General features: G+C 51.5%; 14 protein-coding genes. 4 read left to right on the top strand and 10 right to left on the bottom strand.

All coding sequences use genetic code 11. From position 1 onward, the window contains the following. Positions 1-87 precede the first annotated feature (87 nt). From AACZ19_RS10420 to AACZ19_RS10395, 6 genes are all read right to left on the bottom strand, one after another. Entirely contained in the window at positions 88-924 is an 837-nt protein-coding gene (locus AACZ19_RS10420; RefSeq protein WP_339633635.1) for a protein-glutamate O-methyltransferase, read from the bottom strand. Further along, positions 921-2,084 carry a chemotaxis response regulator protein-glutamate methylesterase gene (locus tag AACZ19_RS10415; RefSeq protein ID WP_339633633.1) on the bottom strand — a complete coding sequence of 388 codons (1,164 nt, stop codon included), beginning with the start codon at positions 2,082-2,084 and terminating at the stop codon, positions 921-923. Before AACZ19_RS10415 ends, AACZ19_RS10420 begins: the two co-directional genes overlap by 4 nt. Beyond that, positions 2,085-2,450, bottom strand: coding sequence for a response regulator (locus AACZ19_RS10410; protein ID WP_339633740.1), 366 nt, complete (start codon positions 2,448-2,450; stop codon positions 2,085-2,087). A gap of 19 nt (positions 2,451-2,469) precedes the next feature. Then, entirely contained in the window at positions 2,470-2,925 is a 456-nt protein-coding gene (locus AACZ19_RS10405; RefSeq protein WP_339633631.1) for a chemotaxis protein CheW, read from the bottom strand. Then, on the bottom strand, positions 2,922-5,654 hold the full coding sequence (locus tag AACZ19_RS10400) for a chemotaxis protein CheW (RefSeq protein WP_339633629.1): 2,733 nt from the start codon (positions 5,652-5,654) through the stop codon (positions 2,922-2,924). The genes AACZ19_RS10405 and AACZ19_RS10400 overlap by 4 nt, the downstream gene beginning before the upstream one ends. A gap of 215 nt (positions 5,655-5,869) precedes the next feature. Beyond that, positions 5,870-6,508, bottom strand: coding sequence for a histidine phosphotransferase family protein (locus AACZ19_RS10395; RefSeq protein ID WP_339633627.1), 639 nt, complete (start codon positions 6,506-6,508; stop codon positions 5,870-5,872). Positions 6,509-6,628: 120 nt separating this feature from the next. Here AACZ19_RS10395 and AACZ19_RS10390 point away from each other — a divergent pair, with 120 nt between their 5' ends. Genes AACZ19_RS10390 through AACZ19_RS10375 form a run of 4 tightly spaced genes read left to right on the top strand, consistent with a single transcriptional unit; the run spans position 6,629 to position 12,009 of the window. Continuing rightward, positions 6,629-6,817, top strand: coding sequence for a DUF3553 domain-containing protein (locus AACZ19_RS10390; protein ID WP_339633625.1), 189 nt, complete (start codon positions 6,629-6,631; stop codon positions 6,815-6,817). 32 nt (positions 6,818-6,849) lie between these two features. Continuing rightward, entirely contained in the window at positions 6,850-8,559 is a 1,710-nt protein-coding gene (locus AACZ19_RS10385) for an NAD(P)H-dependent oxidoreductase subunit E (protein ID WP_339633623.1), read from the top strand. Beyond that, the gene (gene fdhF / locus AACZ19_RS10380; protein WP_339633621.1) at positions 8,556-11,294 is read left to right on the top strand and encodes a formate dehydrogenase subunit alpha; all 2,739 of its coding nucleotides are present in this window, start codon (positions 8,556-8,558) and stop codon (positions 11,292-11,294) included. The genes AACZ19_RS10385 and fdhF overlap by 4 nt, the downstream gene beginning before the upstream one ends. Position 11,295: 1 nt before the next feature. Further along, positions 11,296-12,009: a type 1 glutamine amidotransferase gene (locus AACZ19_RS10375; RefSeq protein ID WP_339633619.1), complete on the top strand. Its 714-nt coding sequence runs from the start codon at positions 11,296-11,298 to the stop codon at positions 12,007-12,009. 31 nt (positions 12,010-12,040) lie between these two features. Here the strand turns inward: AACZ19_RS10375 and AACZ19_RS10370 are convergent, their stop codons facing one another. From AACZ19_RS10370 to mmsB, 4 genes are all read right to left on the bottom strand, one after another. Next, positions 12,041-12,781, bottom strand: coding sequence for an enoyl-CoA hydratase/isomerase family protein (locus AACZ19_RS10370; RefSeq protein ID WP_339633617.1), 741 nt, complete (start codon positions 12,779-12,781; stop codon positions 12,041-12,043). Between the two features lie 2 nt (positions 12,782-12,783). Beyond that, positions 12,784-13,677: a DMT family transporter gene (locus tag AACZ19_RS10365; protein WP_339633737.1), complete on the bottom strand. Its 894-nt coding sequence runs from the start codon at positions 13,675-13,677 to the stop codon at positions 12,784-12,786. 96 nt (positions 13,678-13,773) lie between these two features. Beyond that, positions 13,774-14,565, bottom strand: a complete 792-nt coding sequence (locus tag AACZ19_RS10360; protein ID WP_339633615.1) for an alpha/beta hydrolase — start codon at positions 14,563-14,565, stop codon at positions 13,774-13,776. After that, a complete protein-coding gene (gene mmsB / locus AACZ19_RS10355; protein WP_339633614.1) occupies positions 14,562-15,449 on the bottom strand; it encodes a 3-hydroxyisobutyrate dehydrogenase in 888 nt (295 codons plus the stop codon). Before mmsB ends, AACZ19_RS10360 begins: the two co-directional genes overlap by 4 nt. Positions 15,450-15,481 lie beyond the last annotated feature (32 nt).

The raw sequence follows: 15,481 nt of genomic DNA, 5'->3' as shown, positions 1-15,481 counted from the left end.
ATAAGCCACGATAAACCCCGCAGTACTTAAAATACTGCGGGGTTTATTGCGTTGTTAATTTAGAGGATAAGGAAAATGGTCCGCTTATTAGCTCGCTGCGGCCATTATACCGCGCTTGGCTGATGTATAGACACCGCGCTGACCTTCAATCGGTTTGAAGCTGTCACAGATGCCAAGCACAGTTTCCGCTCCGCCAAGGAACAGAGCTCCATCATCTGCCAATATATTATGAACCTGATCCAGAACCTTCCCTTTCGTCGCCTGGTCAAAGTAGATCAGGACATTGCGACAGAATACGACATCGAACTGTCCCATACTGCCTAAATCCTCAAGCAGGTTTTTCGGCTGGAACTTCACCATTGCCCTGATTGAGCTGTCGATCTGCCACATCTCTCCGACCTGCTGGAAATGCTTCATCAAAAGCTGGATAGGCAGACCGCGCTGAACTTCAAACTGCGAATACAACCCTGCCTTTGCTTTCTCAAGCACCTCGTTTGAAAGGTCCGTCGCCAGTATCTCAACGCGCCATCCCGCCATTTTTGCTGCTTCTTCTTTAAGTAGCATGGCGAGAGAATAGGGTTCCTGTCCTGTCGAGCACGCGGCCGTCCAGATCCGCAAACTCTTTTTTGCGGAACGCGACTGAATGAGCTGAGGCAGGATAACCGAACGGAAAATATCGAATGGCTTTGTATCCCGGAAAAAGAACGTCTCGTTCGTGGTCATCGCTTCCGTGATCTCATTTAACAATCGCTCATCATTCGTCCGGCGCACCTCTTCGGCCAACGCTTCAAGGCTTTCAAGGCCGCGTCTGCGCGCAAGCGGAACGAGCCTGCTTTCAAGCAGATATACCTTTTCCTCTGTCAGTACCAGTCCGGAACGTTTCCTGACGATATCGCCAAAGAGCTGGAAATCCTGGCTATTCATGCTGGCCTCCCATTGACGAAATTTTCGATTGCGCCGGGGATTTTCTGTAAAGGCAGAATATTGGTGCATAGACCCGCGGACGCAACCGCCCCGGGCATTCCCCATACTACACTTGTTTCTTCATCCTGACCGATCACCACTGCTCCTGACTCCGCAAGTTTCCTGCAGCCTTCCAAACCATCGTGGCCCATTCCCGTTAAAATAGTTGTCAGTACATGCGTGCCATAAACTGAATGCAGGCTCCGCAGCATTGGATCAACAGACGGGCGGCAATAGTTTTCCGGCGCTTCCTGATTTAATTTAATAACAACATTTCCAATCTGGCCTCTGACAGTCAAATGCCAGTTTCCAGGCGCGACATAGACGCGATTATCCTGAACCCTCTCGCCATCCACCGCCTCAATGCAGTCCTTGCCATAGATCTTGGTCAGATGTTCCGCCAGAATAGTTGTAAAAGTCGCCGGCATATGTTGCGTGATGAAAATTGGAAGGTTCGTTTTATCCTTCAGCTCTGCCAACAATTTGAAGAGTGCCTGCGGTCCGCCGGTCGACGCTCCAATTGCAATTGCCTTGATCTGAGGAATTTTGGAAAGCTGACGTAATGCTAATGGAATTTTTGCAGTAACGGGCACCGTCTTGCGCGCTGTCTGCTGCGGTACAATAGCCGGTCGAGAGACAACTTTTCCGGCCGTGCGGTCTCGGGATCGACGTGTCGCGCCAAGAGCCCTGACTTTTTCCACAAGGCCCCGCTGAAAGATTTCTTTTTCATCAGCTACGCGTGTCGATTCAGGCTTGGCTATATAATCGGCCGCGCCCATGGATAACGCCTTCAAACTGACATCCGCGTTGCGGCGGGTCAGGGTCGACGCCATAATAACCTGCACATCCGGGTCGAGAGATACAAGCTTTGGTAATGCCGTCAATCCATCCATCTCGGGCATCTCAATATCCAGAATAACGAGTTCAGGCCGCACCCTCTCAAATTCACGTAGCGCCACGGCGCCATTACTGGCTATTGCGACAACATGTATATCTGCTTCGGCATCCAGCCATCGCGACAGAAACCCGCGGATGACGGCGGAGTCATCGACGACCATCACCCGATAGGGATCTCCGGATGCGCTCTTCGGACTTTGCTCTATGGTTTCGGCCTGGATCACTTAGAGAACTCCCACCTGCGAGAACTTGGCCTCGATAATTGCCCGGTCAAATGGCTTCATGATATATTCATTTGCACCGGCAGAAATGGCTTCCCGAATATGGGCCATGTCATTTTCTGTGGTGCAAAAAATCACAATTGGTTGCTCGCCATTCTCAGTGCCGCGCAAGGTCCGTAGAAAGTCTATGCCGTTCATGACAGGCATGTTCCAGTCAAGCAAAATAACATCAGGCATTTTTTCCAAACAGGTCGTGAGAGCGCCTTTGCCATCTTCGGCTTCCAGGATTCCAAAGCTCATATCTTCCAATATCCTTCTGGCAACCATACGAACGACTTTGGAATCATCTACGATCAAACACGATGGCATCAATTTTCTCCGTTTTTTCTTATGCTGCGATTGTCGAATTGCCGCCAAAATCAAGCAGCCGCTCGATTTGCAGGATAACTAGCAATTTATCTTCAAGACGATAGACACCGCCCGAAATCTCTTTCCAGCTTGCGTTCAAGGTCACAGGTGTTGGCTGCAAATCATTTACATCCAGCGTGAGAACTTCACCCACGCTATCTATCATCAGACTATAGGGTTCGCTCTGGTGCTCAACAACGATACTCATTCCGTCGCCCTTCTGCTCCAGCTGGGGCAGGCCGAGCCGTTTCCGCACGTCAATCGCGGTCACGATACGGCCTCGCAGATTAAGGGCACCCGCGACCTCGGCCGGAGCAAGAGGAATCTTCGTCAACTTAAGATCCCGAAGGACATCATGCACTTCAAGGACCGGTATACCGAAAAGCTGGTCCGCAATTAAGATCGTTACGTATTCCTGCATGTTACTGGTCGTCATTTTGCACTTCCACTTGCTTTGAGAGTCTGCGTGAGCGCCGACATCAATGAATCCCTGTCAAATTTCGCAATATAATCGGAGAAACCAACTGCCCGACCCCGATCGAAATCACCAGGTGTTGTATGAGATGACAGCGCGACTATCGGAGTTTCGTTCCATCTGTCGTCGCCCTTGACCTTTTCTGCAAAGGTGAAGCCGTCCATTTCCGGCATTTCGATATCACTGATAATGATGTCAAAATGCTCTCCATGATCACGTTTTTGCAAGGCGTCCACGCCATTTTCTGCTGTCGTCACCGCATAACCGGCGGTTTTAAGGAGCGGCACCAGCATGTTACGGAAGAACGGACTGTCATCGACCAGAAGGACTTTCTGTTTTTCGTCTCCATGCCCGAATGGCCGTGTTTCCAATGCTCCGAACCAGCTTCCAAAGCATTTTTGCAGACAATATCCAACGTCGACGATGTCGGTTGCCTTGTCTCGAATAACGGCACTTCCAACAAAACCATCACGATCAGACATCATTTCGATATCGAGATAATCTTCAACAATATCAACAATTTCATCAACGACGAGACCCATGGTACGATCCTGGTCGCTGAAGACGAGAACTGGCTGGCGCCCGTGTTCTACAATGGTTACGCTATCGTCAATCGTCGTAAGTGGCATAAGCTGGCCGCGATATTGTACGACCTTCTTGCCGTTGGTGTCCTCTATCGTATCCACATCAATTTCTTCGAGGCGCGCGACCAGGGACAACGGCACAGCTTTCGGATCTTTTCCACCTGCTCGGAAAACAAGAAGGGCTGTTTTCTCATCTTGAAGCTGGCTCAACTTGGTTTCATCTTTCGTGGAATTGCCCGAGTTTACTGCAGCATCGCCGGACATAGCCGCCATCCCGTTCGGATCAAGGATCATTATAACGCTGCCATCTCCAAGGATCGTATTGCCTGAGAAAATAGAGAGGTTTTTAAGAATTGGCGCTATCGGCTTAACGACAATTTCCTCCGTATCGAAAACCCGGTCAACAACGATGCCAAAAACAAAACTGGCAACCTGGATGACGACAATAAACTCTTCCGCACCTTTGACCTTGCTTTGATCTGCAACTTCATCCGCAGCGGTTTCGAGCCGCATGATGTCATTGAGGTGTAAAAGCGGGAGGAGCTGATCGCGCAGTCGCAAGACGGGAGAGTCATTGATCATTTCAATTGTATGGTCACTACTGCTATTGGTCGACGCCCGGACAAGTTCCAGGACACTTGTTTGCGGAATGGCAAATCGTTCACCACAGCACTCGACAATCAAAGCGGAAACGATGGCGAGCGTAAGCGGAATCTTGATGGTGAAGGTCGACCCTTCCCCTTCTTCCGAAGTGAGTGCAATCGTCCCTCCGATTTTCTCGATGTTGGAGCGGACGACGTCCATACCAACACCCCGGCCGGAGACGTTTGTTACTTTCTCCGCCGTCGAAAAACCTGCCCGCATAATGAAGTTCTGGATCTGCTGCTTGCTCATGCTTTCAAGTTCAGCTTCGCTTGCCAGTCCGTTTTCAATAACCTTTTTCTTGATCTTTTCACTATTCAGGCCGCGGCCATCATCAGTAATCTTGATGATGATATGGCCACCTTCATGGAAGGCCTCAAGAACAATCTTGCCAGTTTCATTTTTGCCGTTTGCAACACGGTCTGCAGGCACCTCCAAACCATGATCAGCAGAGTTGCGTACCATGTGGGTCAGCGGATCCTTGATCAATTCCAGCACCTGCCGATCAAGTTCAGTTTCGGCACCACGCATAACCAGATCTATTTTCTTATCAAGGTCCTGGCTCAAATCGCGGACAATACGTGGCAGTTTGGACCAGGCATTCCCGATTGGTTGCATGCGGGTTTTCATAAGCCCTTCCTGCAACTCCGTCGTCACATGACTTAAGCGCTGAAGCGGTACCGTGAATTCATTATCATCCATACCACGAACCATCTGCAAAAGCTGATTTCGCGTCAGCACAAGTTCGCTGACCATGGTCATCAGATTTTCGAGCATCTGAACGTTCACCCGAATACTCTGATTTGCGATACTTGATTCCTTCGGCGATTTCTCTGCGGCGGGTTTGGCCTCTTCTTTTTCCTTGTCTGCTGGTTTCGATTCCATAACGGGTTCTGGTGCGTCATCGGGACCTTCCGCGGCCTGGAAAGCAGCCTCAAGCTCATCCAGTGTCACCTCGTTGGAGCCTGCCTCATCATCCGGGCCTTCCGCAGCCTGAAATGCCGCTTCGAGTTCTTCTTCTGAAACGCTTCCCACGGGAACACTCTCTTGTTCTACGACCGGTGCCTCCACAACAGGAACTGATTCTGTCCCAAAGGCGACATCGTTCAACCGGGCAATTAGATCGGCATCATTTCCCGCCGGTTCTTCCTCGGTTTCTTCAATCGTGGCGAGAATGTCTTTAATGACATCCATGGCTTCCAGAATGATCGTAACAACATCCGCAGTGACGGTCAGTTCCTTATCGCGGATTTTACCAAGGACATTTTCCCCAGCATGGGCCACTGCTTCTAATCGTGGAAGCCCTAGAAAACCACAGGTTCCCTTAATTGTATGGACCAGGCGAAAAATATTTCCGATATGACTTTCATCGCTTGGATCCTGTTCCAGAACAATTAGTGACGTGTCAACAATGCCAATGCTTTCGTTGGTTTCTGTGAGAAACTCACTCAGAAGATCATCCATTTAACCGCATACTTTCCGTAACTTTGCATGATATCGGGGGGTGTAATTGCCCTGATATTTTCAGATACAGAATGCCGGATATAGGTTAACAAGCGGTTACGGATGGAGCAGTTTTATGGCATTTTTTATCCTGATGGGGATTTCAGCATTTTCATTTTTTCTTTAGCAGAGGAAATAGCAATTTCTATGGCCGATAATATGGATCACCGAGTCATTTAACCGGATCGAACAGCGAGACTCACTTGATTTTCATCCATTTCCTGGATGACGAGATCGACGTTATTATTTTCGCACAGGGCCATAAGATACTGGACGCCAACATTCTGGGCCGTCAGGTCAGCTTCGTTATAGCCGTTTTGCAGGATATAAGTCACATCTTCACGCAGGAGAGCCCGCATTCCTTCCGCCCGGAACATAAAAGACCAATTGCCTCCGGAAACATCGCCTGTAACCTTCAGTTCACCACCTCGCGGCAAGGCTCCGGATGCGACGACCAATACATTGCACAGAATTTTGACAACATCTTTTGGCAGCATTTCAGCCCCGCCCGCTTCATCGGGCCAGTCAAGCCTGACCTTCCCGAAAGACATGAGATCACGACTAAGACTGCGGGCTTCCCGAATAGAAATATCCTGCCCCATGCTTCCGGCGAGTCCAAACGCAAGCCGATAAAATTGAAGCCGGGCTGATGCCTCGCCCGCGCTTTCACTGATCAGCCTGAGAGCTTCCGCCCGCATATCCTCGTTGCCATCATCCGCGACAAGTTCGGCGCCATTGCAGATCGCGCCGATAGGGCCGATGACATCATGGCAAAGTTTGGAACTCATGAGCGACGCGAGTTTCAGATCAATCATATTATCACCGGAATCCAATACATTCAGAACTTTACAAAAAGGAACAACCTTTGTCGTCTGTACGACAATTTGCTAAGGTGAATATGCAACAATCTTGTCTGATATGTTAAGAGAAAAATCATGCTAGCCCAGTTTTCACCAGGTCAATATGTTCGTCATCCACAACAGCCGGATTGGGGTGTCGGACAGGTGCAATCTTCAGTTGCGGACCGTGTCACGGTTAATTTTGAACATGCTGGCAAGCAATTGATTATTGCAAGTGTCGTTGATCTAATCATAGTAAATGACGACGACATACAAGGCAATTGAACGAATATAACTGAAGCCAGAGGAACCTAGAATTGACAGCAGGAAAGTTGAAATTTGCAGTTCCAAAAGCCCCTGGCAAAGGTGGGCGGAAAGCGCGCTACCAGAAGAAAGGCCGACAGGTTGACCCGATTGCCGCCCGTGAAGTAGCCGCGCTACTCGGGGACCGTTCCCGGCAGCCAGACTTGTTGATTGAACATCTGCATTTAATCCAGGATGCCTATGGATATCTCTCCGCGGCCCATCTGACGGCGTTGGCGGATGAAATGCGTCTCGCGCTGGCTGAAGTATATGAGGTCGCCACTTTTTACCATAACTTCACTGTCGTTAAGGAAAATGACGCAACGCCTGCTCCCCTGACAATCAAGGTGTGTGACAGCCTCTCTTGCGAAATGGCCGGCGCAATGGCCCTGAAAGGCGAGCTCGCCGCCAAATACGGGGCTAATATACGCGTCACCCACGGTGCTTGCATGGGTCGCTGCGAACAGGCACCGGTGGTTCGGATAAAAGACCGCTATGTCGGCAATGCATCGCAGGAGTCTGTCGATACTTTATTAGAAGATGAGAAGAGGAATGCACCGCTTGATATTCCTTCATTCAATAGTTTTTCGAATTATAAAAATGCGGAAGGCTTTACTACGATCAAAAATCTCCGTAGCGGAAAGCTGACGCCCTCTGACATAATTGAGATATTAAGTGATAGCGGCCATCGAGGCCTCGGGGGGGCTGGTTTCCCGCATGCTATGAAGCTCAATTCCGTTCTGTCCGTTCCGGGACCGCGCTATATGGCTGTCAATGCAGACGAAAGCGAGCCCGGTACGTTCAAGGACCGGTATTTTATGAACAACAATCCCTTCCAGTTTCTGGAAGGAATGCTGATCGCGGCGGAAATTGTCGAGACCGAGGCAATTTATATTTTCTTGCGGGACGAGTATCCCGAGACGGCGGCGATTCTGGCGAATTGCATCTGGGTTCTGATCGACGAAAACCTCACCAACGGCAAGACGATACATTTACGGCGCGGCGCCGGTGCCTATATATGCGGCGAGGAAAGCGCCATGCTGGAAAGCATCGAAGGCAAACGTGCTTTGCCCCGGCACAAGCCTCCCTTCCCGGCTCATGTCGGCTTGTTTGGACGCCCGACCCTCATCAATAACGTCGAAACCCTCTACTGGTTACCGGATATTATTCGCAAAGGTCCCGACTGGTTCAGAGAGGGTGGACGCCATGGTGGCAAGGGGTTCCGGAGTTTTTCCCTTTCCGGCCATGTCAATAAGCCGGGAGTTTATATTACGCCCGCCGGAATCACGGCAGCGGAACTGATTGAGGAATATGGCGGCGGAATGAAGGCGGGGCATGAATTTAAGGCCTATCTTCCCGGCGGGGCGTCCGGTGGCTTGCTGCCCGCATCCATGGCGGATATTCCGCTTGATTTCGGTACCTTGGAAAAGCATGGGTGTTTTATCGGGTCTGCGGCCGTCATTGTAATTTCAGATCAGGATGACCTCAAAATGGTTGCGCGAAATTTGATGCGTTTCTTTGAGGATGAAAGCTGTGGACAATGCACGCCCTGTCGCGCCGGTACAGAGAAGGCGTTGAAGATAATGCAGAATGACCGCTGGGACTCGGCCCTGCTCGAAGAGCTGAGTGCTGTCATGCGCGATGCCTCTATCTGCGGACTTGGGCAGGCCGCCCCGAACGGCCTGATGTCCATTCTCAAGCATTTCCCGGAGGACGTTCAATGAGCGAATTGATTACCTTCGAACTCGACGGCCAAAAGGTGACAGCCACGCCCGATCAGTCAATTTGGGATGTCGCAAAAGGTCAGGGCACGACGATTCCGTATTTATGCCATGCGGATCGCGTCAGCTTTACAGCAGACGGGAATTGCCGGGCCTGTATGGTGGAAATCGAAGGTGAGCGTGTCCTCGCGGCAAGCTGCATTCGCAAGCCGGCAGACGGTATGATCGTTAAAACGGCAACGGATCGCGCAGTGAATTCGCGCAAGATGGTAATGGAGCTTCTGATTGCGGATCAGCCGGATCGCGAAACGTCCTATGATCCGGAGAGTCATTTCTGGAAAATGGCCGATCAGCAGACCATATCAGACAGCCGGTTTATTCCGCGCGAAATGCCTAAGGATGACCTTTCCCATCCTGCCATGGCCGTCAATCTTGACGCATGCATCAACTGTAACCTTTGCGTTCGAGCCTGCCGAGATGTCCAGGTAAATGATGTAATCGGTATGGCCGGTCGTGGCGTTCATTCCAAGATCGTCTTCGATTTCGATGACCCCATGGGAGACAGTACATGTGTAGGCTGCGGTGAATGCGTGCAGGCCTGCCCCACGGGCGCCTTGCTTGAAAAATCCGTTGTCGGGAATCACCAGATCGACCGCGATGTTGACAGCGTTTGCCCGTTCTGTGGTGTCGGCTGTCAGCTGACTTTCAAGGTGCGCGACGACAAGATTCTCTTTGCCGATGGCCGCGATGGTCCCGCCAATGAGGAGCGCCTTTGCATCAAGGGACGCTTTGGATTTGATTATATTCATAACCCGGAGCGTCTGACGGTGCCGTTGATCCGCAAGGAAGGTATTGCAAAATCGGATGTCGCCAGTCTTGATCCTGCCAATCCCTTCACTCATTTTCGTGAAGCAAGTTGGGATGAGGCGCTGGAATTTGCTGCAAACGGACTAAGCAAGGTCAGGAATACCAAGGGCGGAAATGCCCTGGCCGGCTTTGGCTCCGCCAAAGGCTCCAACGAGGAAGCCTATCTATTCCAGAAGCTGGTGCGCACCGGCTTCGGCACCAACAATGTCGATCATTGCACCCGGCTCTGTCATGCATCCTCGGTCGCCGCCCTGCTGGAAACAGTTGGCTCAGGAGCCGTCTCGGCACCGTTTAACGAGGCGGAGAATGCGGACGTGATCATGGTCATCGGCTCTAACCCGACGGTCAATCACCCTGTCGCCGCGACGTTCTTCAAGAACGCGATCAAAAAAGGCAGCAAGCTGATTGTTATTGATCCGCGCGGACAGGCGCTCTCCCGCCATGCGACGTATATGCTGCAGGAAAAGCCCGGCACGGATGTCGCCCTACTCAATTCCATCATGCATGTCATTATTGAAGACGGGCTGACGGACAAAGACTATATTCGCGACCATACCGAGAATTTTGAAGAGCTGAAAGAACATCTGGCGGATTTCAGCCCTGAGGCCATGGCCGAAATAACGGGCATCGATCCGGTGATGATCCGCGAAGTAGCCCAACTTTTCGCCAAAGCGAAAGCAGCCATTATATTCTGGGGAATGGGAATTAGCCAGCATGTGCATGGTACGGATAATTCACGCTGTTTGATCAGTCTTTCTTTGATGACCGGTCAGGTAGGTCGTCCCGGCACCGGCCTGCACCCCCTGCGTGGACAGAATAATGTCCAGGGTGCGTCGGATGTAGCTTTGATCCCCATGTTCCTGCCCGACTATCAGTCAGTAGAAGATCCGGTCATTCGTACAAAGTTTGAGAAATTCTGGGGCGCAGAGATACAGCCCGAAAAGGGCCTGACCGTTGTCGAGATCACCGAGGCGATACACCGGGGAGCGATAAACGCCATGTATATCATGGGCGAGAATCCGGCAATGTCAGACCCCAACGTCACCCATGCGCGCGAAGCCCTCACTATGCTGGATCATCTGGTAGTACAGGACCTGTTTCTGACGGAGACCGCCGCCTATGCGGATGTCGTCCTGCCTGCGTCCGCATGGCCGGAGAAGGATGGCACGGTGACCAACACAAACCGTCAGGTGCAGATGGGCCGGGCGGCGGTTCCCATGCCGGGCGATGCGCGCCAGGATCTCTGGATCATTCAGGAAATAGCGAAGCGCTTGGGGCTTGACTGGCAGTATAGTCACCCGAGAGACGTCTTTGCGGAAATGACTCAGGTTATGGGGAGTATCCGCGGCATGAGCTGGGAACGGCTGGAAGCACAGGAGTCAATAATCTATCCATGTGAAAGTCCCGACGACCCCGGCCAGCCCCTGATATTCACAGAGAAATTCCCGACCGCAAATGGCCTTGGTAAATTCGTACCGGCCAGCCTGATTTCTCCTGACGAGATTCCGGACAAAAACTTTCCGATCATTCTGACCACCGGCCGCCTGCTGGAGCATTGGCATACCGGTTCCATGACACGCCGTTCTGAAGTGCTTGATGCAGTGGAGCCCGAACCGATTGTTCACATGGCTCCGGGCATGATGGAGCAACTGAATGCAAAGCCCGGCGATATTGTGACCGTACGCTCACGCCGCGGCGAAATTGATATCCGTGTCCGCGCTGATGGCGGCGTCCAGAATGGCATGGTTTTTATCCCCTTCTGCTATGCAGAGGCCGCCGTTAATCTCCTCACCAACGATGCGCTTGACCCTTTCGGCAAAATCGCGGAAGTTAAATTCTGCGCTGTAAATGTCGAAAGGAAATTCGCCTGAAATGTCCGCTGACCTGGAGAGGAAAACCACTGTCGGGATAATCCAGACAGGGCGACTTGGTGGGTCGCTCGGTGTTAAGTATGGCGAGTATCCGCAAATGTTCATGGACCTCTTTGAGGGTGAGCCATTTGACTATATCGTCTATCCCGCCATAGAAGGGAAATTGCCAAAGCACCCGCTGGAATGTGACGCATGGGTTATCACCGGCTCCAAACATGGCGTGTATGAAGACTTCGACTGGATAAAACCGCTGGAAGTCTTTATTCGCAAGCTAATCGCCAGCGGCCAGCCAACTGTGGGGGTATGCTTTGGCCATCAGATTATGGCGCAAGCCATGGGTGGAAAGGTTGAGAAGTTTTCTGGCGGCTGGTGCGTCGGACGTATCAGTTATGCGGATATAGCAAATAATGCTGAGGCAAACCTGCTGGCATTTCATCAAGATCAGGTCATCACTCCGCCAAAAAATACGGACGTGTGGTTAACGTCCGATTTTTGCCTAAATGCAGGCCTGAAATATTCTCCGACCTGCTTTTCACTGCAACCACACCCGGAACATACCCTGCCCTTTCTCGTCGACCTGATCAATCAGCGCCGCGGGATCCAGCTTTCCGTGGAAGTTGCGGATAACGGCCTTGCCTCGCTTGCCGCCTCAAATGATCAACAACAATACGGGGGTTGGATCGCGGAAATCTTAAAAGGAGAGCGACGGATCTAAAGTTCGCGCACCAGCACCTGCTTTTCCATTGTTAATCCCTTTTGAAACCTGAAAGACGTTCATCGTCGCCTTTCGCCCGGCCCGGACTGTTCTCGCATTCGAACTGCAATCCATTCTTCAGACCATAATCCTGCCCTTTGTTCACCAGCATCTTGTCCGCCCGCAACGTATGCCAGGAATTCTCGACAATATCATGCGCCATCTTCAGCGCTTCGTCCGATAGCAAGCTATCCGGCACGCATTTATTCACGAGTCCGATTTCAAACGCCTCAGGTCCGGATACAACCCGACCAGTGAACATCATCTCCTTGGCGTTCAGCACCCCTATCCGACGGGGAAGCCGCTGGCTCATCCCCCAGAGCGGCGTTAATGCCCATTTTCCATGCGTATCCGCAAAGTTCGCACTTTCTCCACAAATCATCAAGTCGCAGGCGAGGGCCAGCTCAAGAGCGCCTGTGTAACAATGGCCAGCAACCTCTGCCACAACCGGTTGCGGCAGATCCTCAATCATCTCGACGGTTTCAGCCTGAAACCGGGGATGCGGCGCCTCTTCCCCTGCCTGCATCGCCTTCAAATCATTCCCGGCAGAAAAGGATCGCCCCTCCCCTCGCAAAATAATACAGCCTACTTTATCAATTTGCTCCGCGAGAGCTTTAACATGCTCGTGCAGTTCAACAAAAAGGGATGGGCTGAGGGCGTTGAGTGCTTCGGGCCGATTAAGACTCAATATCGCAACGCCCTCAACGTCCTGACGTTTGACCAATTCTTTCATCGCTATCCCTCTCCCATAGTTCTTGCATCCGCTTTCTTGTTCATCTGACGAAACAGATTCCTTTCGCGGTAGAATGTATAAACACCGCTGCCGACAATAATAATACTGCCAAGAATTGTCCATTGATCGGGTATGTCCCCAAAGACAAAGAAGCCAAGCAGAATGGCCCAGATCAGGATCGTATACCGAAATGGAGAGGTAAAACTGATATCCCCGACGCGCATGGCCATGATGCTGAAAAGATAGCCGAAAATTACGAAAACCGACGCCATTGCAAGCAATCCGCCGGCTTCAACGGTAACTGGCCGCCATTCCATCGTCATTGATAAGATGGCGCCAACAACCATGACCGCAACCGATGTCAGCAGGGAGACGAAGAGCGATGGCACTCCCACTGACAGCCGGCGGGTTGACAGATCCCGCAATACAATAAAAAACACCGCAACGATGGCATAAATTGAGAATTCGTTGAACCCGTCCGAGCCGGGGCGCACAATCATCAAGACGCCGATAAACCCCGCCGTAATGGCAAGATAGCGCCGCCAGCCAACTGCCTCAGAAAGGAAAATTGCCGCCGCCAATGTCACCGCGAGCGGAAGCGCCTGCAAAATAGCGGTCGCGTTTGCTATCGGCATATGGAACAAAGCGGAAAGATAAAAAATCGCCCCACCGACTTCTCCAATCAATCGAAGGCAAACCAGTCCCCGGTCCCCTTTGGGAATACGGTACAGGAGATGCCCCTTATAGAGGCAAAATCCGGCCAACAGCAGGCTCGTGAAGATGCCGCGCAGAAAAATAGCCTGGAAAATACTGAGATGATCCGCAACCAGTTTCATTGTCGTGTCGTTAACGACAAAAGCGGCCACACTTATCGTCATGAATGCCGCGCCGCGCATGTTGTCGGAGATTTGAATGCCCATAGAATATTAGTCGATCAAATGACCCGAGACCGCAAGCAATATTCCACTGATACCAAATATTTCAGATCATTTTTACTGCATGTGGCGAGTGATGAACGTTTCTATTTTGGACAGCACATCGTCCGGTTTTTCATGCCACGGATTATGACCGCAATCGTTTAGGAGAAGCTTCTCGAAAGGACCTGCAACTGAATTTTCGGTAGCTTCAATTTGTGCAGTTGTCCCAAAACGATCGTTCCGTCCCTGTATGACGAGAATAGGCGCAGTAATCGCAGGCAGAAACTTTTCGATACTCCATTTCCTGAACCGCGGATTGAGCCATGCATCGCTCCAGCCGCGAAAGGCATATTCTATATTAATTCCGTGGAACCTTTCAAGTTTCCACTTTAAATGACCTGTCTCGTAAGCGATTTTGGCCGCCGTAATCCCTTCAATTGATATGTCTTCACAAAAAACATGCGGCGCCATTGCAATCACAGCTTCAGGCGGCGGCAGTTCACCGCTGCCTGAATATATCAAGGCAATAGAAGCGCCGTCAGAATGGCCTACCAAGATAAAACGGGAGATACCAAAATGCTCGATCAATTGCGGAAGAACATCTTCGGCTTCACGCTCCATATAGTCCAGCGGCCGAGGCAATGGACAAGGTGACGATCCGCCGTAACCAGCCCGGCTATAAACAAGTCCTGCAAGCCCCAGCCTCTCGCAAAGCAAACCGGGAAAATCCTGCCAGAGCGCAATACAGCCAAGGCCTTCATGCAAAAATATAAGAACGGGTTTTTGCGGGGTGAAATCTCCGATAATGCGAGTTTCAATCTGCAAGCCCGCAATTGTAACGATATTATCGACTGTCGGCAGAGTCACTTCTTCCGGATCATATTCACGATGCCGGAGAAATCCGCCTCTTGCCCTTCACCACCGACATAGGCTTCATACATTTCCATCGCCGCCTTGCCAAGATCAGTGGACGCACCGAATCCATCCGCCGCATCCTGGCTGAGATGCAGGTCCTTCAGCATGTTCTGCGCTGAAAACCCGGGTTTGTATCCATTGTTCGCCGGGCTCGCCGGAACAGGGCCCGGGACAGGACAGTAGCTTGTCAAGGACCAGCATTGACCGGAGGCCGTAGAAACAATATCGAACATCGTCTGATGTTCCAATCCAAGCTTTTCCGCCAGCACGAAAGCCTCGCACACACCAATCATGGAAATGCCAAGGATCATGTTGTTGCAAATCTTCGCCGCCTGACCGTTTCCGGGGCCGCCCGTATGAACGATGTTTGCACCCATTGCTTCAAGGATCGGTTTGGCCGCTTCAAACGCGCCTTTGCCGCCGCCGACCATAAACGTTAATGTCCCGGCCGCAGCACCGCCGACGCCGCCGCTCACCGGTGCATCGACCATACTCATGCCAGCCGCGGCAGCAGCCTTTTCAACATCTCGGGCCGTCGCCACATCAATTGTCGAACAATCGATGAAAAGCGTCCCTGGATCTGCCGCGGACAGCAGTCCTTGATCACCGAGATAAACCGATCGAACATGATCCCCCTTAGGCAGCATACTGACGACAATGCCTACATTCTTAGATGCCTCAGCAGCGGTTTCCGCCGCTTCCGCGCCTTTTTCAACGCAAGCCGCCACGGCATCCGCCGAGAGATCAAAAACCTTTACCGAGTGCCCGGCTTTCAACAGGTTAAGAGCCATCGGCCCACCCATGTTCCCGACACCTACAAAACCGATTCTGGCCATAGTAAACTCCCCGAAATTTCATGCTCCGACAC

Source organism: uncultured Sneathiella sp., assembly GCF_963973085.1.
In the GTDB taxonomy this organism is placed as follows: Bacteria; Pseudomonadota; Alphaproteobacteria; order Sneathiellales; family Sneathiellaceae; genus Sneathiella.
This window is presented reverse-complemented; position numbering and strand designations above follow the sequence as displayed.